This window comes from Variovorax sp. 770b2, from assembly GCF_900115685.1.
GTDB lineage: Bacteria > Pseudomonadota > Gammaproteobacteria > Burkholderiales > Burkholderiaceae_C > Variovorax.
Genome location: NZ_FOXJ01000001.1, coordinates 1,691,773 through 1,716,079, shown reverse-complemented (window position 1 = coordinate 1,716,079; position 24,307 = coordinate 1,691,773). Strand labels below are relative to the sequence as shown.

Sequence of the window (24,307 nt, the reverse complement as noted above, 5' to 3'; positions counted from 1 at the left end):
GCATGGGCACCGCATCGAATGACCACCTGGTGGCCGCCACGCTTTCCTCGGTGGAGGGCGAGCTCAACTACCTGAAGGCGGGGCAGGGCAGGCCGGTGAGCTACACCTTCGAGCCGCCGCCGGGCGTGCCCTGGGTGACCGGCGAACTGGAGCCGCGCCGCGTGGCGATACGCGATGGCCGCCCGCTCGTGGCGCTGCGCGAACTCTCGCTCGACCGCAGTGGCTTCACGCAGATCTCGCACCGCAGCGTGGTGGCCGATTTCTCGCACGACGGGGCGATCCGCGACATCTACTACCGCGAGGCCGAAGCGCTGCTGCGCGACGTGACGGGCGCCGAGAAGATCGTCGTCTTCGACCACACGCTGCGCGACAGCGCGCAGGGCTCGCGACGCACCGCCGCGTTGCGCGAGCCCGTGCGGCGGGTGCACAACGACCAGACCTTCGTCTCCGCGCCGCGCCGCGTGCGCGCCCACCTGCCGCCCGAAGAAGCAGAAGAGCGCCTGAAGCACCGCTTCGCCATCGTCAACCTGTGGCGCCCGCTGGCCACGGTGGAACGCCTGCCGCTCGCGCTGTGCGATGCGCGCTCCATCGCGTTCGAGGACATGGTGCCCAGCGACCTGGTCTACCCCGACAAGGTCGGCGAGACCTATTCCTTCACCTGGAACCCGAAGCACCGGTGGTACTGGTTCCCGAGGCTGCGGCCCGACGAGGCGCTGCTCCTGAAGATCTACGACTCGCGCGAGGACGGCACCGCGCGCTTCACCGCGCACACCGCGTTCGAAGACCCGACCGGCGCGCCCGAGGCGCCGCCGCGCCGCAGCATCGAGTTGCGCGCGCTGGTGTTCTGGCCGGCCGAATGAGCGGCATGAGCACGGGCAAGCAGTTGCGACTCGGCGCCTTCATGCGCCCGGTCAGCATCCACACCGGCGCATGGCGCTATCCGGGTGCCTGGCGCGACGCCAACTTCAACTTCGCGCACCTGAAGCAACTGGCCCAGACGCTGGAGCGCGGGCGCTTCGACGCCTTCTTCATGGCCGACCACCTGGCCGTGCTCAACATGCCCATCGAGGCGCTGCAGCGCAGCCACACGGTCACTTCGTTCGAGCCCTTCACGCTGCTGTCGGCGCTGGCACAGCACACGAAGCACATCGGACTGGTCGCGACCGCATCGACCACCTTCGACGAGCCGTTCCACATCGCGCGCCGCTTCGCCTCGCTCGACCACCTGAGCGAAGGCCGCGCGGGCTGGAACATCGTGACCACCTCCAACCCCGACGCAGCGCTGAACTTCGGCCGCGACGACCACATGGAACACGACGAGCGCTATGCCCGCGCCCGCGAGTTCTACGACGTGGTCACGGGTCTCTGGGACAGCTGGGCCGACGACGCCTTCGAGCGCGATGCCGAGAGCGGCCGTTTCTTCGACCCCGCGAAGCTGCATGTGCTCGACCACAAGGGCAAGTACCTCTCGGTGCGCGGCCCGCTGCACATCGCGCGGCCGGTGCAGGGCTGGCCGCTGATCGTGCAGGCGGGCGCGTCGGAAGCAGGGCGGCAGCTCGCGGCGGAAACGGCCGAGGCGATCTTCGCCGCGCCGGGCACGCTGGCCGCGGCACGAAGCTTCTATGCCGACATCAAGGGCCGCATGCGCAAGCTCGGGCGCGAGCCGGACCATCTCAAGATCCTGCCCGCAGCCTTCGTGGTGGTCGGCGACACGGTCGAAGAAGCCCGCGCCATCCGCGCGAGGCTCGACAGCCTGGTGCACTACGACAGCGCGATCGCCTCGCTCTCGATCCAGCTCGGCCACGACGCCTCGACGTTCGACCCCGATGCGCCGCTGCCCGACGTGCCCGAGACCAACGCGAGCCAGAGCAGCCGCGCCCGCGTGATCGAACTGGCCCGCAGCGAAAAGCTCACGGTGCGCCAACTGGCCCAGCGCCTGGGCGGCTACGGTGGGCTGGCCTTCGTCGGCACGGCGCAGACCATCGCCGACGAGATGCAGGAGTGGCTCGAGACCGAGGGCTCCGACGGCTTCAACGTGATGTTCCCGTGGCTGCCGGGCGGACTGGACGCCTTCGTCGACAAGGTGGTGCCCGAACTGCAGCGCCGCGGCATCTTCCGGCGTGAATACGAAGGTCGTACCTTGCGCGAGAACCTTGGTTTGCCGCGGCCTGCCAACCGATTCTTTTCCCCGAGTTAGCGCCGGGCGGGGCGGGCAGGCAACCGACCCCACGCGGGCGCCGGTTGCCGCGCTTGGCGACAATCGGGTCAATGCGTTCTTCCCCCTTCTTCAAGATGGCCCTCTTGCTGGGCCTGCTCTCGGCCATCGGGCCCTTCGCCATCGACATGTACCTGCCCGCGCTGCCCGCCATCGGGCAGAGCCTGCGCGCCGACATCGGCGCGGTGCAGATGAGCCTCACGGCGTTCTTCCTCTCGCTCGGCGCGGGCCAGCTGCTCTACGGGCCGATCTCCGACATGGTCGGGCGCAAGCCCCCGCTGTATGCCGGGCTGGTGCTCTTCGCATTGGCCAGCGTGGGCTGCGCGCTGGCCACCGACATCCACACGCTGATCGCGCTGCGCTTCGTCCAGGGCCTGGGCGCCGCGGCCGGCATGGCGATTCCGCGCGCCGTCGTGCGCGACCTGCACACCGGCACCGACGCGGCGCGGCTGATGTCGCTCCTGATGCTGGTGTTCAGCGTGTCGCCGATCCTCGCGCCGCTCGTGGGCAGTGCGGTCATTGCCGTGGCGGGCTGGCGCGGCGTGTTCTGGGCCGTGACCATCGCCGCGGTGGCGGGTCTCGCGATGATGGTCAAGCTGCTCGACGAAACCCGGCCCGCTTCGCAGCGCGTCGAAAGCAGCCTGGGCAGCGCGCTCTCGGCCTACTGGCTGCTGCTGCGCGACTGGCACTACCTCGGGCTGGTGTTCATCGGCAGCTTCGCGATGGCGGGCTTCTTCACCTACCTGGCCAATTCGTCGTTCGTGATGATCGACCACTACGGCCTCTCGCCCGCGCTCTACAGCGTGGCCTTCGGCGTGAACGCGGCCGCCTTCATCGGCGCCTCGCAGTTCACCGGCGCGCTCGGCGAGCGCTACGGGCTGGTCAACCTCGTGAAGTTCGGCGTCGCGTGCTGCGGCGCGGCGATGGTCGCGATGTTCGCGTACTTCGCGATGGGCGGCGACAGCATCTGGGTGCTCATCGTGCTGTACTTCATCGCCTCGGGCTTCATGGGCCTGGTGATCCCGACCACCGGCGTGCTGGCGCTCGAAATGCACGGCGCCATCGCGGGCACCGCCTCGGCGCTGCTCGGCACGCTGCAGATGCTGACGGGCGCACTCGCCATGGCGGTGGTGGGCTTCTTCACCGATGGCCGGCCGCTGCCGATGGTGGCAGGCATGGCCGCAGGCGCGCTGATCGCGCTGGTGCTGACCTGGCTGACGCTGGGCAGCGTGCGCTCGGAACCCACACGAAGGACGCAGCAAGCGTGAGCTCGATACATCCAGGCGCCGCATCGGCAAGCGCCCAAGACAACACCCTGAAGCCCATCGACGGCCTGGCCTCGCCCGCGCGCGGCTGGGCCATGCTGGTCATCATCCTCGGCCTGATCGTCGCGGTGCTCGACGGCACCATCGTCAACCTGGCGCTCCCGGGCATCGCGCGCGAGCTGAATGCCAGTCCGTCGCAGGCGATCTGGGTGGTCAACGCCTACCAGATCGCCACGCTGGTGATGCTCCTGCCGCTGGCCTCGCTCGGCGACCTGGTGGGGTACCGGCGCGTGTACCTCGTGGGCATGGCGGTGTTCGCGCTGTCGTCGCTGGCCGCGACCTTCGCCAACTCGCTCGGCACGCTGATCGCGGCGCGCGCTTTCCAGGGCTTGGGCGCGGCCGGGATCATGAGCGTCAACGCGGCGCTGGTGCGGCTCACGTACCCCTCGTCGCAACTGGGCAAGGGCATGGCCATCAACTCGCTGGTGGTGGCCACGTCTTCCGTGGCCGGGCCCTCGGTGGCGGCGGCAATTTTGTCGGTGGCTTCGTGGCCCTGGCTCTTCGCCATCAACGTGCCGCTGGGCATCGTCACCTTCGCGCTGGGCATGAGGGCGCTGCCGTTCAACCGCGTGGCGCCGGCGGCGGGGCTCAGGTTCTCGCCCGTCGACGTGGCGCTCAACGTGCTGATGTTCTCGCTGGTGTTCCTGGGCGTGGACCGATTGGGTGTGCGCGAAGGCGGCGTGGGAGGCGACGGTGCGCACTGGTCCGCCTGGGCCATCCTGCTGGCCGGGCTGGCGGTGGGCTTCGTCTACCTTCGACGCCAGCGCACGCAGGCGGTGCCGCTTTTCCCGATCGACCTGCTGCGCATTCCGGTCTTCGCGCTGTCCATGGGCACCTCGGTGGCCGCGTTCTGCGCGCAGATGCTGGCCTACATCGCGCTGCCGTTCCTGCTGCTCGATGTGTACGGCCGCAGCCACATCGAGGCCGGGCTGCTCATCACCGCGTGGCCGCTGGCCATCGTGGTGATGGCGCCCATCGCGGGAAAGCTGATCGGCAAGTATCCGGACGGGCTGCTCGGCGGCATCGGCCTCGGCCTGCTGGCCGCCGGCCTCGCGCTGCTGGCCGCGCTGCCGGCGCATCCGGGCAATGCCGACATCGCCTGGCGCATGGCGCTGTGCGGGCTGGGCTTCGGGCTCTTCCAGTCGCCCAACAACCACACCATCGTCAGTTCGCCACCCGCGCACCGAAGCGGTGCGGCCAGCGGCATGCTGGGCACGGCCCGGCTCACGGGCCAGACCCTCGGCGCCGTGGTGCTGGCGGGGGTCTTCAGCGTCTGGAGCCCGCACGGCGGGCACGGCCCGGTGGTGGCGTTGGTGCTGGCCGCCTCTTGCGCGGCGGTGGCGGCGGTTTTCAGCAGTCTGCGACTGAAGACGACAAATCCGCACCACTGAATAGGGTAGGGTACGACCCCATGAAGGAAGTACCTGACACCGTGGTCTGCCCGGGTTGCGACGCGGTCTACACCCGCACGCCCCTGCAGCCGCGCGACGTGGCCCGCTGCCCGCGCTGCGGCACCGAGCTGGACAGGCACCCCGGCTCGCAACAGCAGCGCATCCTGCCGCTGACGGTGGCGAGCCTCATCATGTTCGCCATCGCCAACCTGTTTCCCATCGTCGAGATCGAGTTGCGCGGCCTGACCAGCCAGACCACGCTGGCCGGCGCGGTGGTGGTGCTGGGGGCCGAGGGCATGTCGGTGGTGGCGCTGCTGGTGCTGGCCACGACCATTCTTTTTCCGCTGCTGCAGCTGTGCATCCTCGCGTACCTGCTGATTCCGCTGCGCCGCGAGCACCGGCCGCTGGGCTTCGCGATCCTGGTGCGCATGATGCAGTCGCTGCGCCCCTGGGGAATGATCGAGGTGTTCCTGCTCGGCGTGCTGGTGGCCATCGTCAAGCTCTCCAGCATGGCGACCGTGGTGCCGGGCCCCGCGCTCTGGGCCTTCATGGCGCTGACGGTCACGCTGACGGCGGTGCTGTCGTTCAACCCGGGCGCGTTCTGGGAGATGACCTTCCAGGCCGCGGGCGACGAAGAGAAAGAGGCTTCCGCATGAAGCTGTTTCCCTTTCGCAGGCCGCGCGAAACGCGGCCGGTGCATGAGGACGTCGCGCACGATCCCGACGCCCCGGTCGCCACCGCCGCCTCGCTGGGCCTCCTGGCCTGCCCGCACTGCGCGGCCGTCTGGCGCGATGCGCAAGAGGGCGATGCCTGCGGCCGCTGCGGCACGCACCTGCACACACGCAAGCCGCAGAGCCTCACGCGCACCTGGGCGTTCCTGATCGCGGCCTGCATCATGTACATCCCGGCCAACCTGCTGCCGGTGATGATCACGCGCACCCTCTTCGGCGCGCAGTACGACACCATCCTGAGCGGGGTGATCTATTTCTGGGTGTCGGGCGCCTACGGGCTGGCCGCCATCGTCTTCATCGCGAGCTTCCTGGTGCCGCTGTTCAAGCTGGCGGTGCTTTTCTTGCTTGTGGTGACGGCCCAGCGCGGCAGCAGCTGGCGGCAGCACGAGCGGGCAAAGCTGTATCACATCATCGAGATCATCGGCCGCTGGTCGATGCTCGACGTGTTCGTGGTGTCGCTCCTGACCGGGCTGGTGCAGATCCAGGGCTTCGCGGTCATCACCGCGGGCGTGGGCATCGCCGCCTTCGGCTCGGTGGTGGTGCTGACCATGCTGGCCTCGCTGAGCTTCGATCCGAAGCTCACCTGGGACAGCAAGGAGGCGCAGGCGGTGCAAGAGAGTTTCGAGAACAGGGAAGAACAAGCAGCATGAGTGAAGAAGATCCGCAACCGCAAGACAGACCGGCGCCGTCCGCGCCGCCATTGCCAAAGCCGCAGGTCAAGCGCCGCCGCGAGTGGCTGCCCTCGCTGATCTGGCTGATTCCCATCGTGGCTGCGCTCGTGGGCGTGACGCTGGTGGCGCGCATCCTGCTGGAGCGCGGCCCCGAGATCGTGCTCACCTTCAAGACCGCCGAAGGCCTGGAGGCCGGCAAGACCGCGGTGAAATACAAGGACGTGCAGATCGGCCTCGTGCAGAGCCTGCGCCTGGCGCGCGACCGCTCGCATGTGCGGGTGCTGGTGCAGCTCAACAAGGATGCCGAGAGCTTCACCTCCGACGATTCGCGCTTCTGGGTCGTGCGGCCGCGCCTGGATACCTCGGGCATCTCGGGCCTGGGCACCTTGCTGTCGGGTGCCTACATCGGCGCCGATGCCGGCGTGTCGAAGGAAACCGCGGGTGAATTCAAGGGCCTGGAGGCGCCGCCCATCGTCACGCGCGACGACTCGGGGCAGCAGTTCCTGCTGCGCTCCACCGACATCGGTTCGCTGGATGTGGGCTCGCCCGTGTACTTCCGCCGGATCAAGGTGGGGCAGGTGGCCGCCTACGAACTCGACGGCGATGGCCGCGGCGTCACGCTGCGCGTGTTCGTCAATGCGCCGTACGACAAGTTCGTGGGCGTCAACACGCGCTTCTGGCAGGCCAGCGGCATCGACGCGCAACTGAGCGCCAGCGGCTTCACGCTGCGCACGCAGTCGCTGGCGACCATCCTGCTCGGCGGCATCGCCTTCCAGGCGCCCGAGGATGCGATGGGTCCGCTCGCCAAGGAAAACACCGCCTTCATGCTCGCGCAGGACGAAGCCGCGGCCATGAAGGAACCCGACGGTCCCTCGCAGACGCTCCTGATGTACTTCAACCAGTCGCTGCGCGGCCTCGTGCCCGGGGCGCCGGTCGATTTCCGCGGCGTGGTGATCGGCGAGGTCAAGTCGATCGGCGTGGAGTTCGACCGCGCCGAGCGCGAGTTCCGCATGCCGGTGCTGGTGCAGATCTATCCCGACCGCCTGCGCCGCCGCGAGACCGGGCAGCCGCAGGGCACGGAGTCGCGCGCCACGCAGCAGGAGCGCCTGCGCTTCCTGGCCGAGAAGGGTTTGCGCGCGCAGCTTCGCAACGGCAATCTGCTGACCGGCTCGGTCTACGTCGCGCTCGACTTCTTCCCGAAGGCGCCGCCCGCCAAGATCGACCTGGCCAGGAGCCCCATCGAGTTGCCCACGATGCCCAACAGCCTGGACGAGATCCAGTCGCAGGTGCAGGAAATCGCAAGCAAGCTGAACAAGGTGCCCTACGAGCAGATCGCGGCGGACCTGCGCACCACCCTCGCCACGCTCAACAAGACGCTCACCAGCGCCGAGCAGACCGTCACGCGCATCAACAACGACGTGACGCCCGAGCTGGCCGCGGCCATGAAGGACGTGCGCAAGACCGTGAACACGGCCGAGCGCACGCTGGCCGACGATTCGCCGCTGCAACAGGATATGCGCCAGACGCTGCAGGAGCTGACCCGCGCCGCGGGCTCGGTGCGCGTGCTGACCGACTACCTGGAGCGCCATCCCGAGTCGCTGCTGCGCGGCAAACCGGACGACAAGAAATGATGAAGAACGCCGCATTCGGAAAATTCGGAAACCCCGCGCTGATCGTCGGCGCTGCCTTGATGGCGCTCGCCGGCTGCGCGAGCAAGCCCGACAACTACTACACGCTCGCCAGCCCGGTCGCGGCCGCCGACGCGGCGCCTTCGACCCTGGGCAGCCCCGCGCCGCTCTACATCGAACTGGCGCCGGTGGCGGTGCCCGAGCGCTTCGCGCGCCCGCAGATGGTGGTGCGCCAGCCGGGCGGCAGCGTGAAGGTCGAGGTACTCGAGCAGCATCGCTGGGCCTCGTCGTTCGAGAACGAGCTGCGCGATGCGCTCGCGAGCAACATCTCCGCGCGGCTGGGTGCGCTGGACGTGACCAAGGGCGGGCGCCAGACCTCGCAACCGGTCTGGCGCATCGCGGTGCAATTGAGGCAGTTCGACGCGGTCGACGGCGGGCGTGTCGATGCGAGCTTCAGCTGGACGCTGCGGCGCTCCGACGAGGCGCGCACCGTGGTGTGCCAGCTGGACATCGGCGAAGCGGTCGGCGGCGGCGTGGATGCCGTGGCGCAGGGCGCCCAGCGCGTGACGGCCACGGCGGCGGCGGCGATGGCACGCAGCCTGAGCGCGGCGCGTGCGAATCCGGCCTCCACGGCCTGCGCGAATGGCCAGGTGAACAGCTGACGAGGCGGCCCCCATGGCACAGATCGGCAAGGCGCCCTGCGACGACACGCTGATCCTCCATGGCGACGGGGCGCAAGAGAGTGCCTGCCCGCCGGCCTCGAAGCCCTGGGTGCTCGCAGCCGCCATCGTCGGCTCGAGCATGGCCTTCATCGACGGCACGGTGGTCAACGTCGCATTGCCAGCCATCCAGTCCGACCTCAAGGCCACGGCCTTCCAGGCGCAGTGGGTGGTCGAGTCCTATGCCTTGCTGCTGGCGGCGCTGCTGCTGGTGGGCGGCGCGCTCGGCGATCACTACGGCCGGCGCCGCATCTTTGCCATCGGCGTGGGCCTCTTCGCGCTCTCCTCGGTGGCCTGCGGGCTGGCGGCCGACGTGCACCAGCTCATCGCCGCGCGCGCCGTGCAGGGCGTCGGCGGGGCACTGCTGGTGCCTGGCAGCCTCGCGCTCATCAGCGCGGCGTTTCCTGCGAAGGAGCGCGGCAAGGCCATCGGCACCTGGTCGGGTTTCAGCGGCATCACGGCGGCCGTGGGGCCGGTGCTCGGCGGCTTCCTGGTCGATCACATCTCCTGGACCTGGGCCTTCTACATCAACGTGCCGATGGCGCTGCTGGTGCTGTGGATCACGTGGCGCCACGTGCCCGAGAGCCACGGTGCATCGGCCAGCGGCGGGCTCGATTTTTGGGGCGCGCTGCTCGCCACCGCCGGACTGGGCGGCGTGGTCTATGCGTTCATCGAGGCGCCCACGCAGGGCTGGAACTCGCCCTACGTGCTCGCGGCATTGGGCGTCGGCGTCGTGGGAAGCGCGGGCTTCATCGCGGTGGAGCGCAAGGTGCGCACGCCGATGCTGCCGCTGGGCCTGCTGCGCATCGGCAACTTCAGCGGCGCGAACCTGCTGACCCTGCTGCTCTACGCGGCGCTGGGCGGCGGGCTGTATTTCTTTCCGCTCAACATGATCCAGGTGCAGGGCTACTCGGCCACCGCGGCGGGCGCGGCGCTGCTGCCGTTCATCTTCATCATGTTCGCGCTCTCGGGCTGGGCCGGGCAACTGGTCGATCGCTTCGGGCCGCGCCTGCCGCTGGTCATCGGGCCGGCCATCGCGGCGGTGGGGTTCGTGCTGTTCGCGGTGCCGGGCGTCGGTGCGAGCTACTGGAGCGGCTTCCTGCCCGCGGTCGTGGTGCTGGGCCTGGGCATGGCGGTGACGGTGGCGCCGCTCACCACCACCGTCATGAACGCGGTCGGGCCCGATCTCGCGGGCGTGGCTTCGGGCGTGAACAACGCGGTGTCGCGCGCCGCGGCGGTGCTGGCGATCGCGGTGTTCGGCGCGGTCATGGCCTGGGCCTTCGATGCCGCGCTGGCCGACGGTTTGCGCGAGATGGGCGCCTCGGCCGAGGTGTCCGCGTTCCTCGAAGGCGAGCGCAGCAAGCTGGCCGGCGCGGTGATACCGCCAGGCGTCGATGCGGCCACCGCGGCGTCCGTCAAGCGCGCCGTGGCCGAGTCGTTCGTGGCGGGTTTCCGCTGGGTGATGCTGCTGAGCGCAGGGCTCGCGGTGCTCAGTGCGTCGAGTGCGTGGCTGATGATCGGCCGAGGACCTGCCGCGCAGCCGGCCGATGAAAACCGATAGGCCAAGCACACGCCGATGACGGCCCGACGTATAGGCTGGCTCAATACGACATCGAAGATTTTTGAATTGGATCGATAGCAGGCGACAGTGATTTACTCCGCCCGGAGTTGCAGGAGCCACGCGAGGAAAGCGGGCAACACGGGAATCATCCAACGATCAAGCGATGAGGAGACATCACATGAAGTCATCGATCCGCGCGGGCTTGGCGTGCCTGTTCACCGCGCTCGCGGGCCATGCGGCCGCCGCGCCGCTCGACGCATTCACGCTCTCGCCGAATGCGGCGATCTCGGGCTACAACGTCGAGAACCTCGTGCAGTCCACGCCCGAGATGTGCGCCACGGCCTGCCTTGCGGCACCGCGCTCGAACTGGTGCGTTTCGTTCGACTTCCACAAGGCCAACCAGAGCTGCGACCTCAGCGACAAGCAGGCCGGCGACGTGGGCGGCCTGAAGACCGACTACCCCGGCAACCCCTACGACCACTACAGCCTGAAGCCCGATCCGCTGAAGGCGTTCACGCGCACGCCCGATGCGGCGATCAGCGGCCACAACACCGAGACCCTGCAGGCCGTGACGCCCGCGGACTGCGCCACCGCCTGCACCGATGCGAGCCGCGCCGCATGGTGCAAGTCCTTCGACTACCAAAAGACCCCGCAGCGCTGCGACCTGAGCGACAAGCGCGCCGGCGACGTCGGCGGCCTGAAGACCGACTACCCCGGCAACCCCTACGACCACTATGCGTTGATCGCGGGCGAGGGCGTTCCCAACCCGGTGCCGGGCAACAAGCACGTGCTGCTGATCGGCATCGACGGCCTGCGCGGCGACGCGATCCAGTGCCAGGGCTGCGTGCAGACACCCGCGATGTCGGCGCTGATCGCGGGCGGTGCCTTCCACGGCAACGTGCTGGCGGGCGGCACCAGGCAGGCGACGGTCAGCGGGCCCGGCTGGTCGTCGGTGTTCACCGGCTTCTGGGCCGACAAGCACGGCGTGACCTCGAACGACACCGGCCTGGTGCTGAAGAAGACGCACGTGTTCGACCTCATCAAGCAGGCATGGCCCACGGCCACGACGGCGGTGGTGGGCGACTGGTTCAACATCACCCACAACCTGCGCCCCGCGAAGGCAGATTTCGTCGTTGCCAATGCGGCCAAGAATTCGCAGCAGGCGACCGATGCGGTCAAGGGCTGGCTCGGCTGGAAGAACGCGCCGACGGCCATCTTCTACTACCTGCACAACGTGGACATCCATGCGCCGAGCTACGACCCGCTGAACGCCAACTACCAGGGCAAGATCGCCGGTGAGGACCAGCAGATCGCCCAGGTGCTCGCGGCACTGACCGCGCGGCCGAACTACGCGAACGAGGAGTGGCTGATCGTCGTGACCTCGGACCACGGCGGCACCGGCAGCGGCCACGGCGGGCAGACGGCGGCGGAGCGGGACACCTTGCTCATCCTGAACAACAACTACGGGAACCCGCTCAAGACCGCCTATTGCCAGGGCAACCTGGGCGCGACCGCGATGCTGCAGGTGGACGGCGCGACGCCGCACGTCCTGGACTTCATGGGCCTGCCCAATGCGACCGAGGGGCACAAGCATCCGAGCTGCGGGCAATAGTCAGAGTAGTCAGAGCACTGGTTGATCACCCGATCACCAGCAGTGCGTCCAGGTGCGCAGGCCATCGGGTGCTCCCCGCAGCGAAATAAAGGAGGAGGGCGAAGCCCGGGGGACATTCGCGGAGGGGAGCATCCGGTGGCCTGTGCACCCGCCCCGAACGGGCCTCAGGAGCGAGGCCACTCCAACAGAAGCGAGTCGAGCTCCGACCACAGCGGATCGCACTGTCCCTTGCGAAACGCAGCCGCCCTGAACGTCGGGTGCTCACCCTTGTAGGTGTCCCATAGCTGCCGATGCCCATCGGCCACGCAGGCCCGCACATTGGCAAGCCGGTCCGCCGCCTTGACCACGAGCGCGAGTTCTTCGTCGCCCGTGACCTGGGCCATCGCCGCATAGGTCCTGGCCTTGCGCTCCTTGCGATTGGCGCCGGGCGCGTCGGTCAACAGCGACACGCACCGGGCCACGAGATCGCCGAAGCGCTCTTGCACATCCGCCACCGTGGCATCGGTGTCCTCCACCACGTCGTGCAGGTAGCCGACGACCCGCGCCTTCTCTCCATAGGGCTGGAGCAGGGCGACCACCGCGTCCAGGTGGTGGACGTAGGGGTGCGGGCCGTATTTCTGGTCGCCATGCATAGCGATGGCGTAGGTGCGCGCGGCTTCGGGTGTCGATGTGGTCATGAGGGCATCCGTCCGTTGGTTTTTCCATTCTGCCTTTGCGGTCGTCGGCTTTACCTCGTTTACGAAGGAAAACACCTATCGGAACCGCATTGCCGCCATTCTTGTGTATCGATACAGTAAATCGTTCCACCAAAGAGCCAGACCGAGCAACCGAATGGGCAATCGACCCACAGGAGACATCACCATGACCTCGATTTCACGCCGCCAGTTCGTCCAGTCTTCCTCGGCGCTGTCGCTCGCGATGGCGACCGCGGGCCTTTCGCAGAGCGCCGCCGCGCAGGAGAAAACCGTGGTGCTGCGCCTGTCGTCGTCCCACGTGGCCGACCTCAATTCCTCGCACTTCGCCTGGTCGCAGTTGATGCAGGCCAACCTCAAGAAAGCCGTGGGCGAGCAGATCCGCATCGACTACTTTCCGAACAACCAGCTGGGCAAGGAAAGCGACGTGGTACAGCAGGTGAAGGTGGGCTCCATCGACATGATGCTCACCGGCTCCTCGATCTGGGCCACGGTGACGCCGCAGCTGGGCATGCTCGACCTGGGCTACGTGTTCGACAGCTACGCGCATGCCGCGCGTGCGCTGGACAGCGGCGTGGGCGGCAAGCTCAACGACATGCTGGTCAAGAGCACGGGCTGCCAGGTCATCACCTGGGGCGCGCACTACGGCGCGCGCAACGTCTACACCAAGCTCCCGGTGAAGTCGCTGGCCGATGTGAAGAACGTCAAGCTGCGCGTGCTGCCCACGCCGGCCTTCATCGAGACCTTCAAGATCATGGGCGCCATCCCCACGCCCATCTCCTTCGGCGAGCTCTACATGGCGGCGCAGACCGGCGTGGTCGACGGCTTCGAGCACGACGCGGCCACGGTGCTCGCGAGCAAGCTCAACGAGGTCGTCAAGTACTGCTGGATGACCGAGCACCTGTTCAGCCCGATGGTGTGCGTGGCCGGCAAGCGCGCGATGGACAAGATCCCCGCCACGCTGCGCCCCGCCTTCCTGAAGGCGGCCGCCGACTCGACGCTGCAGCAGCGCGAGATCGGCACGCAGAAGGGCCTGCAGGCCATCGAGGAACTCAAGAAGCTGGGCATCGTCTTCACGCCCATGGCCAAGAGCGAGCGCGACTTCGTGCGCAAGGAGATGGAGACGCGCCTGTGGTCCGGCTTCGCCAAGCAGTACCCGGAGACGGGGCCGCTGTTCGCCGCCATCACCGCCGCGCGCGCCTGAGCGGCCATGTCGAGCATTTCGATCTCGCCCGGGGCCTTGCCGATGCAGCCGCTGCCGCCATTGCCGATGGAACCCGCGCTGGGCTTCGACGTCACCCATGCCTCGGGCCGCTGGCTCGCCTGGCTGATGCGCATGACCGAGTACGTGGCCGGCGTGGTGCTGGCCATCGACGTGGTCGTCGTCTTCATCTCGGTGGTGTTCCGCTACTTCCTGCACGACCCGTTCGACTGGGCGGAGGAGGTGGCGCGCGCGCTCATGATCATCCAGGTGTTCTTCGGCGCGGCCACCGTGCTCGCGCGCAGCCAGCACGTGGGCGTGGACCTGTTCCGCGGCCTCCTGCCCGCGCGCTGGCAGCCGGCGCTCATCCAGTTCGGCAGCTGGATCGTCGTGGGCGTGTCGGCGAGCCTTTTCGCCTCGTCGTGCGAGCTCCTGCTCGACTCGTACAACATGACCACGCCGATCGGCATGCCGCAGTGGATCTACGTGTACCCGGTGACCATCGGCAGCCTGTTCATGACGCTGTTCGGCCTGGCCAACGCCGTCAACGGGCCTGCGCGCAGGGTGTGGTCGACGCTGGGCGTGGGCGTCGCGCTGACGGCCGCGGTCGTCGCATGGAACACGCTCGTGCCCGACCACGCGATCCCGCCGTGGGCGCTGCTCACCGCGGGCTTTCTCGGCGGCATGGCGCTGGGCATGCCGATCGCCTTCGTGCTGGCGCTGTCGTCGCTGGTGTTCTTCATGGCCGATCCGTCGCTGCCGATGCTCGTGTACTCGCAGCAGGTGATGGCGGGCACCGACCACTACGTGCTGCTGGCGATTCCGTTCTTCGTGCTCGCGGGTTTGCTGATGGAGGCCAACGGCATGTCGTCGCGGCTCATCGAACTGCTGCTGCGCATGTTCGGTCGGCTGCGCGGCGGGCTGGGGCTCATCACCATCACGGCCACCGCGTTCTTCTCGGGCGTCTCGGGCTCCAAGCTCGCGGACATCGCCGCGGTGGGCGGCATCATCATGCCGGCCGTGCGCAAGACCAAGCAGGACCCGAACGAGACGGCGGGCCTCCTGGCCTGCACCGCGGTGATGGCCGAGACCATTCCGCCCTGCATCAACATGATCATCATGGGCTTCGTCGCGAACATCTCGATCGCCGGGCTCTTCATGGCGGGGCTGGTGCCAGCGGTGGTGCTCGCGCTGTCGCTGGCCGCGGTCACGATCTACGTGGGCACCAAGATCAATCCCGACGAAGCCTTCGACGTGCGCACGCCGACGTTCCGGCTGCTGGGCGGCGCCTTCGTGGCGCTTCTCATGGTCGCGATGATCGGCAAGGGCGTCACATCGGGCATCGCGACCTCGACCGAGGTGTCGTCGTTCGCGGTGATCTATGCGCTGGTGGTGGGCTGGCTGGCCTTCAGGGAGCTCACGGTGAAGTCGGTGGCGCGGCTCTTCGTGCGCTCGGCGTCGATGGCCGGGGGCATCCTGTTCATCGTGGCGGCGGCGTCCAGCCTGTCGTTTGCGCTCACGATCCAGCAGATTCCGCAGTACCTCTCCGAGTTCATGATCGGCTTTGCGCATTCGTACGGCAGCACGATGTTCGTGATGCTGTCGGTGCTCATCATGATCGTGTTCGGCGCCATCCTGGAGGGCGCGCCTGCGCTCATCATCTTCGGGCCGCTCTTGACGCCCATCGCGTCGCAGCTGGGCGTGAATCCGCTGCACTTCGGCACGGTGATGGTGATCGCCATGGGCTTCGGCCTCTTCGCGCCGCCCGTGGGCCTGGGCCTTTTTGCGACCTGCGCCATCACCGGCACCCAGGTGAAGGACGTGGCCCGGCCGATGATGAAATACCTGGCCGTGTTGTTCGTTACGCTCGTGGTGCTGGTGCTCGTGCCGGCGTTCTCCACGTGGCTGCCCGCGCGCATGGGCTTGTGACGACGATGAAAACAGGAAGGATTCCGTGAGCAGAATCACCGATGTGGCCCAGAAGGCCGGGGTGTCGACCAGCACCGTGTCGAACGTGTTGAACGGCCGCAGCGACCGCATGGCCGCCGAGACGCTGGCCCGCGTGGAGGCGGCGATCCGCGAGCTCAAGTACCGGCCCAACACCTCCGCGCGGCAACTGAAGACGGGCTACACCCCGTTGCTGGGCCTCCTGGTGCCCTCGATGGCCAACCCGATGTACGGCTTCATCGCGCGCGAGATCGAGACGCTGGCGCAGGAGCGCTACGGCTTTCGCATCATGATCGGCAACACCTACCGCGATGCCGAGAAGGAACAGCACTTCTTCGAAGACCTGATGGCGCACGGCGTGCGCGGCGTGATCATCATCTCGTCGCTGGTCGACGAGCAGCATGTGGAGGCCGCGGCCGAGCGCGGGCTGGTGGTGGTGAGCTATGACCGGCGCGCAACGCCCGGCATGCCTTCGGTGATCGACCACGTGACGGTCGACAGCTTCGAGTCGTCGCGCATCGCGACCGCGCATTTGATCGAGCAAGGGCACAGGCGCCTCGCCTTCGTCACACCCTCGGGCCGCACCATGAGCCGGAACGAGAAGATCAACGGCTTTCTGGCCGCCGCGAAAAGCGCGGGCCTCGAAGCGAGCGCGCAGGTCATCGAGGGCCTGCCGGTCGACGAGTACGGCGATTCGATGATGAGCGAGCTGGGCCGCATGCAGGCCAGCCTGCTCGCGAAGTTGCCCGATCGCCCCACGGGCGTGATCGGCGTGAACGACCTGCTGGCCTTCGGCCTCATGGCGGGGTTTCGCGATGCGGGGCTTTCGGTGCCTGAGGACGTGTCGGTCATCGGCATCGACAACGTGTTTCTCTCCACGCTCATGTACCCCGCGATGACCTCGGTGCGCGTGCCGGTGCCCGAGATGGCGCAGGTGATGGTCGAGCGCGTGATGAGCCGCCTGGCCGACGCGTCGCTGCCGACGCAGGAGTTCGTCTTTGCGCCCACGCTGGTGGCGCGCGATTCGGTGGCGCCGCCGCGCGCCTAGTTTTCTTTCCGGAATTTCTCTTTTCATGACCACGGTTTTCGTCAGCCATCCGCAAAGCAAGCTCGCCCACTATTTCGGCGACCGCGCCAGCGCCGCGCTGCAGGCCATTGCGCAGGTGCGCTTCAACCCGACGGACAAAGACCTGTCCTCCGCCGAACTGGCCGAGCTGGCGCAGGGCTGCGACGCGATCGTTTCGTACCGGCAGACGGTGGGCGACGAGGCGCTGTTCGCGGCGCTGCCCGACCTGAAGGCCTTCGTGCGCTGCGCCATCGACATCCGCAACATCGACGTGGCCTCGGCCAGCCGGCACGGCGTGCTGGTGACGCAGGCGAGCGCCGGGTTCATCGCGTCGGTGTCGGAATGGATCGTGGGCGTGATGATCGACCTCGCGCGGCACATCAGCGCATCGACGGCGCTGTACCACGCGAGCCAGCCGGTCGTGCCGGCGATGGGGCGCGAGCTGCGGGGCAGCACGCTGGGCGTGATCGGCTACGGGCAGATCAGCCGCTACCTCTGCGACGTGGCGCTGGCGCTGGGGATGCGCATCGTGGTGCACGATCCGCATGCTTCGGTCGAACGCGCTGGGATCGAACAGGTCGCACTCGATGCGTTGCTGGCGCAGTCCGATTTCGTGGTGTGCCTCGCGCCCGCCACCGAGGCCACCGAGAACCTGATGAACGCCGCCGCCTTCGCCGCGATGCAGCCACAGGCCTTCTTCATCAATGCCTCGCGCGGCAACCTCGTGGACGAAGACGCGCTCATTGCCGCACTCGATGCCGGCACCATCGCCGGCTGTGCGCTCGACGTGGGCCGCGCGCCCGACCAGATGCCATCGCCGCGCGTGGCCGAGCATCCGCGCGTGATCGCCACGCCGCACATCGGCGGACTCACGCCGCCTGCGGTCGAGCACCAGGCGTTGGAGACGGTCGCGCAGCTGGGCGAGATCTTCCAGGGGCGGGTGCCCAAGGGGGCCATCAACGCGCCCGAGGCCTGGCGCTGGCAGAAGGCCTTCGGCTGATCGTTCCGTTCATCACAACCACACGAAGAGACGCTCCATGGAACCCACCCGCAACACGCGCTACCCCGGCGCCTGCGACTGTCACGTCCACATCTACGAGGACCGTTTTGCGCTGATCCCGAACGTGGCCTGGGTGCCGCCGCATTCGCCGGTGTCGGCCTACCGCGCCGAGGTGCAGGCGCCGCTGGGCATCGACCGCGCGGTCGTCGTGCAGCCGACCGGCTATGGTTTCGACAACAGCTGCACGCTCGATGCGCTGGCGCAGTTCGGGGATTCGGCGCGCGGCATCGCATTGGTAACGCCCGAGGTGAGCGATGAAGAGATCGCGCGCCTGCATGCGGGCGGCATGCGCGGCGTGCGCTACATGATGATCGGCGGCGTGCTGAGCTGGGCCTCCCTGGAGCCCATGGCCGCGCGGCTTGCGAATGCGGAGTGGATGGTCAACCTGCAGCTGGACGGCCGCACGATTCCCGACCATGAAGAGGTGCTCAAGCGCCTGCCATGCCGGCTGGTGCTCGACCACAACGGCAAGTTCCTGGAGCCGGTGGCGCCGGAGCATCCGTCGTTCCAGTCACTGCTGCGCGTGCTCGATTCGGGGCGTGTGTGGATCAAGCTCTCGGCACCGTACGAAACGTCGAAGGCGGGTCCACCGGGCTACGACGACGTGAGCCTGCTCGCGCGCACGCTGGCCGAGAAGTTTCCCGAGCGCTGCCTGTGGGCGAGCAACTGGCCGCACCCCGGGCGCGAGCCGCGGCCGGCCGCAGTACCTCTCTACGACCTGCTGTTTTCATGGGCCACCAGCGACGACACACGCCGCCGCATCCTCGTGGACAACCCGGGCGCGCTGTACGGCTTCTAGCCGCCGCGGCGGGGGAGGGTAGCCCGTGCGCGGGCTGCATCGGCAAGCGAAATGCCTACCCTCCTTGCGCAACACATGCATTCGCGCAGCCGGACGGCATGCGGGCTGACAGGCGCTGCCACGGCAATGTGTGAGCGTTTCAGGCGAGGGCGCTGCAGCAGCAGTGGCGCTTGACGGCCAATGTCTTTCGATTTGATACTGAACCCTCCGGTTCATCGTCATTTCGTTCGCAAACACCGACTGAAGGAGACCCATCCCATGCAAAAGATCGTTCCCTGCCTCTGGTTCGACGGCAACGGCGAGGAGGTGCTGAATTTCTACACCAGCATCTTCCCGAACTCCCGCGTGACCGACCGGCTGAACTGGCCCGCCAACGGCCCCGGTCCCAAGGACGGCAGCCTGCTGACCGCGACCTTCGAGCTCGACGGCCAGGAATTCATGGTGCTCAACGGCGGCCCCGACTACAAGTTCACCCCGGCGCTTTCGCTGTACGTGCCGTGCGAGACGCAGGCCGAGGTCGACCACTACTGGGACAAGCTGCTCGAAGGCGGCGGCAAGCCCGTGAAGTGCGGCTGGATCACCGACCGCTACGGCGTCTCGTGGCAGGTCGCGCCGACGGCCATGATCCGCATGTTCCAGGACAAGGACCCCGAGAAGGCCGGCCGCGCGATGCGGGCCATGATGGAGATGACCAAGCTCGACCTCGCGGCGGTGCAGAAGGCCTACGAGGGCCGCTGATCGTTGCGACCCGCGCCGGCGCGCAGCGTCAGACCAGCTTGTGGATGGCCTTCTTGCGCCACACGAGCTGGTAGTACGCGGTCTGCAGCAGCAGCATGGCGCCGAAGGTCACGGGGTAGGCGATCCAGATCCCGTCCAGGCCGATGCGGTGGCTCATGACCCAGGCCACCGGCACCTCGACGCACAGGATGCACACGATCGAAATCAGCGTGGGCACCAGCACTGAGCCGCTCGCGCGCATGACCCCCGACGTGGCCGCGGCCATGCCGAAGATCACCAGGCTCCACAGCATGATGTGCAGCAGCGTCTGCGCGATCTCGATCACCGGCGGGCTGGTGATGAAGAAGCCCATGAGCGGCCGCGAGAAGAGATAACCCAGCAGCACGAGGCTGCCGGTCAGCACGAGGTTCATCAAGAGCGCCGTCCTGGTGATCGCGCCGAGCCGGTCGGCGCGGCCTGCGCCGATGGCCTGCGCGCCGAGGATCGACGCGGCGATCGCGATCGAGATGGCCGGGAACTGCACATACGCCACCACCTGGTTCACCGCGCCGTAGGCGGCCGTGGCATTGGAGCCGTAGCTGTTGACCATCGACAGCAGCACCACTTCGGCCAGCGCCACCACGATCATCTGCACGCCCGTGGGCACGCCGATGCGCAGCACCGCCTTCAGCAACTGCGGCTGGATGCGCAGGTAGCGGAAGAACTCCGCATCGGGCGCGAGCGGGCTCTTTTTCTGGCGCAGCCGAAAGCCCAGCCAGGTGGTGGCCACCACGAACGACAGCACCGAGGCCCACGCGCCGCTGGCCACGCCCATCTGCGGCAGGCCGCCCCAGCCGCGGATGAGCGCGGGCGTGACCACCAGGCCGATCAAGGTGGAGATCAGCAGCGTGAGCAGCGGCGTGACGGTGTCGCCCACGCCGCGCAGCATGGCGGTCGCGAGCAGGAACACGAACACGCCCGGCATTGCGATGAGCATGATGCGGGCATAGCGCGTCGAGTCGGCCAGCACGTCGGGCGGCGTGCCCAGCGCGGCCAGCATCGGCGTGGTGAAGGCACCGCCGAACACCGCGATCACCAGGCCCATCAGCACGCCGACGGTGAGCGTGGTGCCGGCCACGGCCTTGGCCTTGGAGGCATCGCGTGCGCCCCAGGCCTGGCCGATGAGCACCGAGGCGCCGGCGCCCAGGCCGATGATGAAGGCGATGAAGAAGAACATCACCGGAAAGAAGCTGGACACCGCCGCCAGCGCGCCCACGCCGAGCATCTGCCCCACGTAGACGTTGTTGAGCGTGCCCGAGAGCGATTGCAGGATGTTGCTGAGCAACATCGGCGCAAGGAAGAAGAGAAAGACCTTCCACAGCGGCCGCGCCGCGCCGACGGGCGCCACGGGCACGCCCTTGAGGCCGCTCGGGCCGGCAGCGGGGGGCACTGGATTCGCGGGGGGCGATGTGGGCGTCGATGTGGGGGTCGTGGAAGTCGCGGGGGTGGCGCTCATGCAGGGGTGCTCCAGCCGGCGGCTGACAGTTCTTGAAGATGGGTTCGCAGGTCCGCGGGCCAGGCGTCGATGAGGCCCTCGAAGCGGTTGCGCTCGCCGGCGAACAGCGCGCGCGTGGCTTCCTCGAAGCCGGGCAGGGCGCCGGCGATCGCGGTCATGAAGCGGTAGGTGGCCTCGCGCGAGGCGCGCACGGCGTCGCGGTCGGCGTTCACGCGGCTGGCCTCCTGCACCAGGCGGCGCAGCGCCACCGAGGCGCCGCCGGGCTGGCGGTTGAGCCAGTCCCAGTGGCGCGGCAGCAGCGTGACTTCGCGCGCGACCACGCCCAGCTTGGGGCGGCCCACGCCGCGCGGGGTGTCGTCATGGGCTTCGGCGCTGGCCGCGTGCGGCACGACGCCGGCCTGGTTGTGCACGTCGAAGTCCAGCGACTCGCCGGTCTGCGCGTCGAATACGAGGTAGGGCGTGTCGTCCTTGCGCTCGCGCAACTGCGCAAGCACGTCGGCGGTGCAGCCCTGCGCGATGCGCTTGAAGCCGGCGAAAACAATGAGGTGGATGGGTGGCGTATCGGATGGCATGTCGAATGGCTTGTTCTTTCTTCCGGTCCGTTCGAGGCAAAGTGCGTCACAAGGTGCGCAACGAGGTGCGTAATCTACCCGCTGAACGGCTCAGCCGTTCGGTGTGTCGTCCAGGCACAGCGCAAGGAGCGCGGCATGGATCTGCGGCAGGCTTTCGGGGGGCAGCGGTTTCACTGCATCGGCGCAGATCGCCTCGACGGTCGTGACTGCAGCTTGCATCAGTTTGCGGCCGCCAGGGCGCAGCACCGCGTAGCGGCGGTTGTCTTCGTCGGCGCCGGCCGTGCGTTCGGCCAGTCCTGTTTTCTCGAGCAGGACCATTTTGCGAAGCAGCGCCGACATCGGCAACCCCAGGGCGCGCGAAAGATCGGCCATCGCCATGCGGCCGCCCTCGGCGCGCAGCAGCAGATGGAGCAGCGTGAAGTCTTCGTAGTCCAGGCCGTGGAAGGCGCCCAGGTCTTGCCGGAGCCTCAGGTTCAGGCTGGCATGGGCGCGGCTGATGGCCAGGCAGAAGTCCAGTGCGCAGCTGCTGCTCATGGCGTGTTGTAGCCCTTGTCGCCGGTGCACTGGAGTTCTTCCCGCCAGCGTTCCAGGAGCTTCTCGAGTTCGGCGGCGCGGTCGAAGGCGGGGTCGTCGCGCTCCTTCACGCGGTCGATCACCTCGAAGCTGAAGTGCGCGGCGCCGTGCGCGATCCAGTCGCGCATCAGCGCCTTGTTGCGGTGCGAGCGCAGGCCCAGTTCGAAGCGGGCCCGGTTCATCGCGCCCTCGACGTCGAGGCTGCCGGACACGTAGACGCGGCCGTTCAGCGTGTTGCGGATGACGAAGATGCCCGCAGGGAGCACCGTTTCCTTGTATTTCCTGACGAGGGCGCGCCGCGTCTCTTGAGGCATGTTCATGCTTCTTATATTACCCGGGTGAAATTGAAAACGCAATATCACCCGGGTAAAAAAACGGCCAGTCAGCCTTCCCGCAAACGCCGCCACCCCCGGTAGATGCCGCGGTTGAACACCCGCACCACGCGCCATGGCCGGCTCTGGCGGACGAGGTTCAGCACCCGGTCCTTCCAGGCTTTCCAGCGCGGATACCAGCGGGCGAACCAGGGAATGCGCATCAGCGGCCCCTCGACCAGCTGGAAGATCCGCGCCACGACGGCCGTGCCCGCCAGCTTGGCCAGCACCAGCACGGTCACACCGGAGGCGGCGTGGCCATGGCTGAAGAGAAAGAGCGCCAGCACCTTGACCGGCAGGAGCAGCACCACCGGCACGAAGAACGCCAGCAGCGCGCCCCACGGCGGCAGGCGGCGCAGGCGCTCCTCCAGGCGCGCCCAGAAGGGCAGGCGCGACAGCCGCCCCACGAGCGCCGCCAGTGGCTCCCAGCCCCACTCCTCGAAGAGCAGGAAGGGAACCAGGAAGACGATGGCGACCGCGCGGAGCACGGATCGCAGGAGGCGCGGAATGCGAGAAACGCCCGAAACGCGCACGGGGGAGGTCATGCGCGAAGGGTACGGCATCGCGCGGCCGGGTGGTCCGGCCGCGCCTGCCGCCGGGGCGCCCTCTGTTACTTGCGGACCGGCCGGAAGAACAGGTACTCGCCGCGACCCAGCTCCGGCGTGACTTCGTAGCCGGCGCACAGCTCGTTGGTGCACGGGATCTCGACCACGCGCGGCCAGATGGTCGCCGAGGTCGGATAGCCGGGCAGGTACTGCGGCACGTGCCACACGCCCAGGTCGCCGACCGGCTCGGCAGTGTCCCTGCCGATGCCGTTCTGCTGGCCGCTGCCGAAGGTCATCCGTTCGACGCGCAGGTTGGGAACGGCAGGGCCCGCGGAGGCCGTGGCCGCGCAACAAGCCGCCGCGATCCAGAGGAATACGGTCCTGGTCATCATGGGCTCCGGGCGGTCATTGCGAAACGGCGATCGCCGAGATCTCGCCGATGGGTTCGCCGGCCATCACGCTGCGCAGCTCGACCGGCATCGTCACTACCGCGGCTGCGTGCTGCTCTTCCTGCTGCATGGGCTGCACCGGCGCGGCCGCCTGCGGCGCGGGCGCCGATTCAGCGACGGGCGCCTGGGGCAACGGCAGCGGGGCGGGCGCGGGCGACGAGGTGGGTGGAGGCACGGACGCCACCGGCGGCGCAATGACCACCGCCTGGGGCGGCTGCATCGGCTGCACCGACACCGCGATGGGCTGCGCAGGCTGCATCGATTGAATGGGCTGCACCGGCTGCATGGGCGGCGCCATGGCCACGACCTGGCGCCCCGTCACCTGCGCTGCGGCGTTGGCCGACGAGGCATACGGCCCGAACGCGCTCACGCGCTCCTCGGCGGTCATGGACTGCGGGCACTTGGTGCCTGTCATCTCCAGCGCAGCCATGGCGGCCGAATCCATGCAGTCCATCGCGAGCGAGGCCGCCTTCATGCCCTTGTTCCAGAGCTCGCGGCTCATCTTCAGGCGCTTGCAGTGCTCGTCCGTCCAGGTGGTGCCGAAACTGATGCCCACGCCCGGGCCGTTCGCGCTGGCGCTCGTGCTGCCCATGCAGGTGTCGTTGCTGGTGGTCAGGTTGGGCCCGTTCACCGACGGCACGTTCTTGATCGTGTAGCTGCCCTGGTAGTCCAGGGTGCTGGTCGTGGCGCCGGTGTTGTTGATGTTCTGGTTGCTGCTCAGCGTCGAGCGGGTGGTGGTGTCCGCCGGCGTGTTGGTGTTGAAGTTCACGGCCTGGGTATTGCCCTGTGCCGATGTGGTGGCCGAACTCGATGACTGGTTGTTGGCGCCGCCCGCCGTGGTCTGCGCGAAGGCGCCGGCGGACAAGCCCATCAAGGTCAGGACAATCAGTTTTTTCATGTTCTCACTCCTTTGAAAGCCGGGGAGAGGGCGTGCCCCCTCCCCATT

At 68.1% G+C, this 24,307-nt stretch carries 24 protein-coding genes; 16 read left to right on the top strand and 8 right to left on the bottom strand.

Going from position 1 to position 24,307, the window contains the following annotated elements:
* The first annotated feature begins 2 nt into the window (after positions 1 to 2).
* From BM133_RS07845 to BM133_RS07800, 10 genes are all read left to right on the top strand, one after another.
* A complete protein-coding gene (locus BM133_RS07845; protein WP_093432794.1) occupies positions 3 to 860 on the top strand; it encodes a CmcJ/NvfI family oxidoreductase in 858 nt (285 codons plus the stop codon).
* 5 nt (positions 861 to 865) lie between these two features.
* Positions 866 to 2,197 carry an LLM class flavin-dependent oxidoreductase gene (locus BM133_RS07840; RefSeq protein WP_093435166.1) on the top strand — a complete coding sequence of 444 codons (1,332 nt, stop codon included), beginning with the start codon at positions 866 to 868 and terminating at the stop codon, positions 2,195 to 2,197.
* Between the two features lie 71 nt (positions 2,198 to 2,268).
* Positions 2,269 to 3,483, top strand: a complete 1,215-nt coding sequence (locus tag BM133_RS07835) for a multidrug effflux MFS transporter (protein ID WP_177224753.1) — start codon at positions 2,269 to 2,271, stop codon at positions 3,481 to 3,483.
* A 92-nt stretch (positions 3,484 to 3,575) separates the two neighbouring features.
* A complete protein-coding gene (locus tag BM133_RS07830; RefSeq protein ID WP_371286330.1) occupies positions 3,576 to 4,931 on the top strand; it encodes an MFS transporter in 1,356 nt (451 codons plus the stop codon).
* A gap of 20 nt (positions 4,932 to 4,951) precedes the next feature.
* On the top strand, positions 4,952 to 5,587 hold the full coding sequence (locus BM133_RS07825; protein WP_093432791.1) for a paraquat-inducible protein A: 636 nt from the start codon (positions 4,952 to 4,954) through the stop codon (positions 5,585 to 5,587).
* Positions 5,584 to 6,312, top strand: coding sequence for a paraquat-inducible protein A (locus BM133_RS07820; RefSeq protein WP_177224751.1), 729 nt, complete (start codon positions 5,584 to 5,586; stop codon positions 6,310 to 6,312). Before BM133_RS07825 ends, BM133_RS07820 begins: the two co-directional genes overlap by 4 nt.
* Positions 6,309 to 7,964, top strand: a complete 1,656-nt coding sequence (locus BM133_RS07815; RefSeq protein ID WP_093432789.1) for a PqiB family protein — start codon at positions 6,309 to 6,311, stop codon at positions 7,962 to 7,964. Before BM133_RS07820 ends, BM133_RS07815 begins: the two co-directional genes overlap by 4 nt.
* Positions 7,961 to 8,623, top strand: coding sequence for a PqiC family protein (locus BM133_RS07810; protein WP_371286311.1), 663 nt, complete (start codon positions 7,961 to 7,963; stop codon positions 8,621 to 8,623). Before BM133_RS07815 ends, BM133_RS07810 begins: the two co-directional genes overlap by 4 nt.
* A gap of 13 nt (positions 8,624 to 8,636) precedes the next feature.
* Positions 8,637 to 10,241, top strand: coding sequence for an MFS transporter (locus BM133_RS07805; RefSeq protein ID WP_093432786.1), 1,605 nt, complete (start codon positions 8,637 to 8,639; stop codon positions 10,239 to 10,241).
* A 178-nt stretch (positions 10,242 to 10,419) separates the two neighbouring features.
* Positions 10,420 to 11,853: a PAN domain-containing protein gene (locus BM133_RS07800; protein ID WP_177224750.1), complete on the top strand. Its 1,434-nt coding sequence runs from the start codon at positions 10,420 to 10,422 to the stop codon at positions 11,851 to 11,853.
* A 164-nt stretch (positions 11,854 to 12,017) separates the two neighbouring features.
* On the opposite strand, the gene BM133_RS07795 is transcribed toward BM133_RS07800, so the two are convergent.
* Entirely contained in the window at positions 12,018 to 12,530 is a 513-nt protein-coding gene (locus BM133_RS07795; protein WP_093432783.1) for an HD domain-containing protein, read from the bottom strand.
* A 184-nt stretch (positions 12,531 to 12,714) separates the two neighbouring features.
* Between BM133_RS07795 and BM133_RS07790 the strand changes: the two genes are divergently transcribed.
* The 6 genes from BM133_RS07790 (at position 12,715) to BM133_RS07765 (ending at position 19,356) form a co-directional block, all read left to right on the top strand.
* On the top strand, positions 12,715 to 13,749 hold the full coding sequence (locus tag BM133_RS07790; protein ID WP_093432782.1) for a TRAP transporter substrate-binding protein: 1,035 nt from the start codon (positions 12,715 to 12,717) through the stop codon (positions 13,747 to 13,749).
* Between the two features lie 6 nt (positions 13,750 to 13,755).
* On the top strand, positions 13,756 to 15,675 hold the full coding sequence (locus tag BM133_RS07785) for a TRAP transporter large permease (RefSeq protein WP_371286310.1): 1,920 nt from the start codon (positions 13,756 to 13,758) through the stop codon (positions 15,673 to 15,675).
* Between the two features lie 25 nt (positions 15,676 to 15,700).
* Entirely contained in the window at positions 15,701 to 16,741 is a 1,041-nt protein-coding gene (locus BM133_RS07780) for a LacI family DNA-binding transcriptional regulator (protein ID WP_093432780.1), read from the top strand.
* 25 nt (positions 16,742 to 16,766) lie between these two features.
* On the top strand, positions 16,767 to 17,759 hold the full coding sequence (locus BM133_RS07775) for a hydroxyacid dehydrogenase (protein ID WP_093432779.1): 993 nt from the start codon (positions 16,767 to 16,769) through the stop codon (positions 17,757 to 17,759).
* Positions 17,760 to 17,796: 37 nt separating this feature from the next.
* Positions 17,797 to 18,618 (top strand): amidohydrolase family protein, encoded by an 822-nt coding sequence (locus BM133_RS07770; protein ID WP_093432777.1) that lies wholly within the window; start codon positions 17,797 to 17,799, stop codon positions 18,616 to 18,618.
* Between the two features lie 258 nt (positions 18,619 to 18,876).
* Positions 18,877 to 19,356 carry a VOC family protein gene (locus BM133_RS07765; protein ID WP_093432776.1) on the top strand — a complete coding sequence of 160 codons (480 nt, stop codon included), beginning with the start codon at positions 18,877 to 18,879 and terminating at the stop codon, positions 19,354 to 19,356.
* Between the two features lie 28 nt (positions 19,357 to 19,384).
* Here the strand turns inward: BM133_RS07765 and BM133_RS07760 are convergent, their stop codons facing one another.
* The 7 genes from BM133_RS07760 to BM133_RS07730 all read right to left on the bottom strand — a co-directional run bounded on the left by BM133_RS07760 (position 19,385) and on the right by BM133_RS07730 (position 24,259).
* Positions 19,385 to 20,851 carry an MATE family efflux transporter gene (locus BM133_RS07760; RefSeq protein ID WP_093432774.1) on the bottom strand — a complete coding sequence of 489 codons (1,467 nt, stop codon included), beginning with the start codon at positions 20,849 to 20,851 and terminating at the stop codon, positions 19,385 to 19,387.
* Complete coding sequence (locus BM133_RS07755; RefSeq protein ID WP_093432773.1) at positions 20,848 to 21,423, bottom strand: DUF2239 family protein; 576 nt, start codon at positions 21,421 to 21,423, stop codon at positions 20,848 to 20,850. Before BM133_RS07755 ends, BM133_RS07760 begins: the two co-directional genes overlap by 4 nt.
* Positions 21,424 to 21,513: 90 nt before the next feature.
* A complete protein-coding gene (locus BM133_RS07750; protein WP_093432771.1) occupies positions 21,514 to 21,957 on the bottom strand; it encodes a MarR family winged helix-turn-helix transcriptional regulator in 444 nt (147 codons plus the stop codon).
* A complete protein-coding gene (locus BM133_RS07745; RefSeq protein WP_256219087.1) occupies positions 21,954 to 22,310 on the bottom strand; it encodes a GIY-YIG nuclease family protein in 357 nt (118 codons plus the stop codon). The genes BM133_RS07750 and BM133_RS07745 overlap by 4 nt, the downstream gene beginning before the upstream one ends.
* Before the next feature lie 68 nt (positions 22,311 to 22,378).
* The gene (locus BM133_RS07740; RefSeq protein WP_093432768.1) at positions 22,379 to 22,912 is read right to left on the bottom strand and encodes a hypothetical protein; all 534 of its coding nucleotides are present in this window, start codon (positions 22,910 to 22,912) and stop codon (positions 22,379 to 22,381) included.
* Positions 22,913 to 22,977: 65 nt separating this feature from the next.
* Positions 22,978 to 23,301, bottom strand: a complete 324-nt coding sequence (locus BM133_RS07735) for a hypothetical protein (RefSeq protein ID WP_093435160.1) — start codon at positions 23,299 to 23,301, stop codon at positions 22,978 to 22,980.
* A gap of 16 nt (positions 23,302 to 23,317) precedes the next feature.
* Positions 23,318 to 24,259, bottom strand: coding sequence for a hypothetical protein (locus BM133_RS07730; protein ID WP_093432767.1), 942 nt, complete (start codon positions 24,257 to 24,259; stop codon positions 23,318 to 23,320).
* Positions 24,260 to 24,307: the final 48 nt, after the last annotated feature.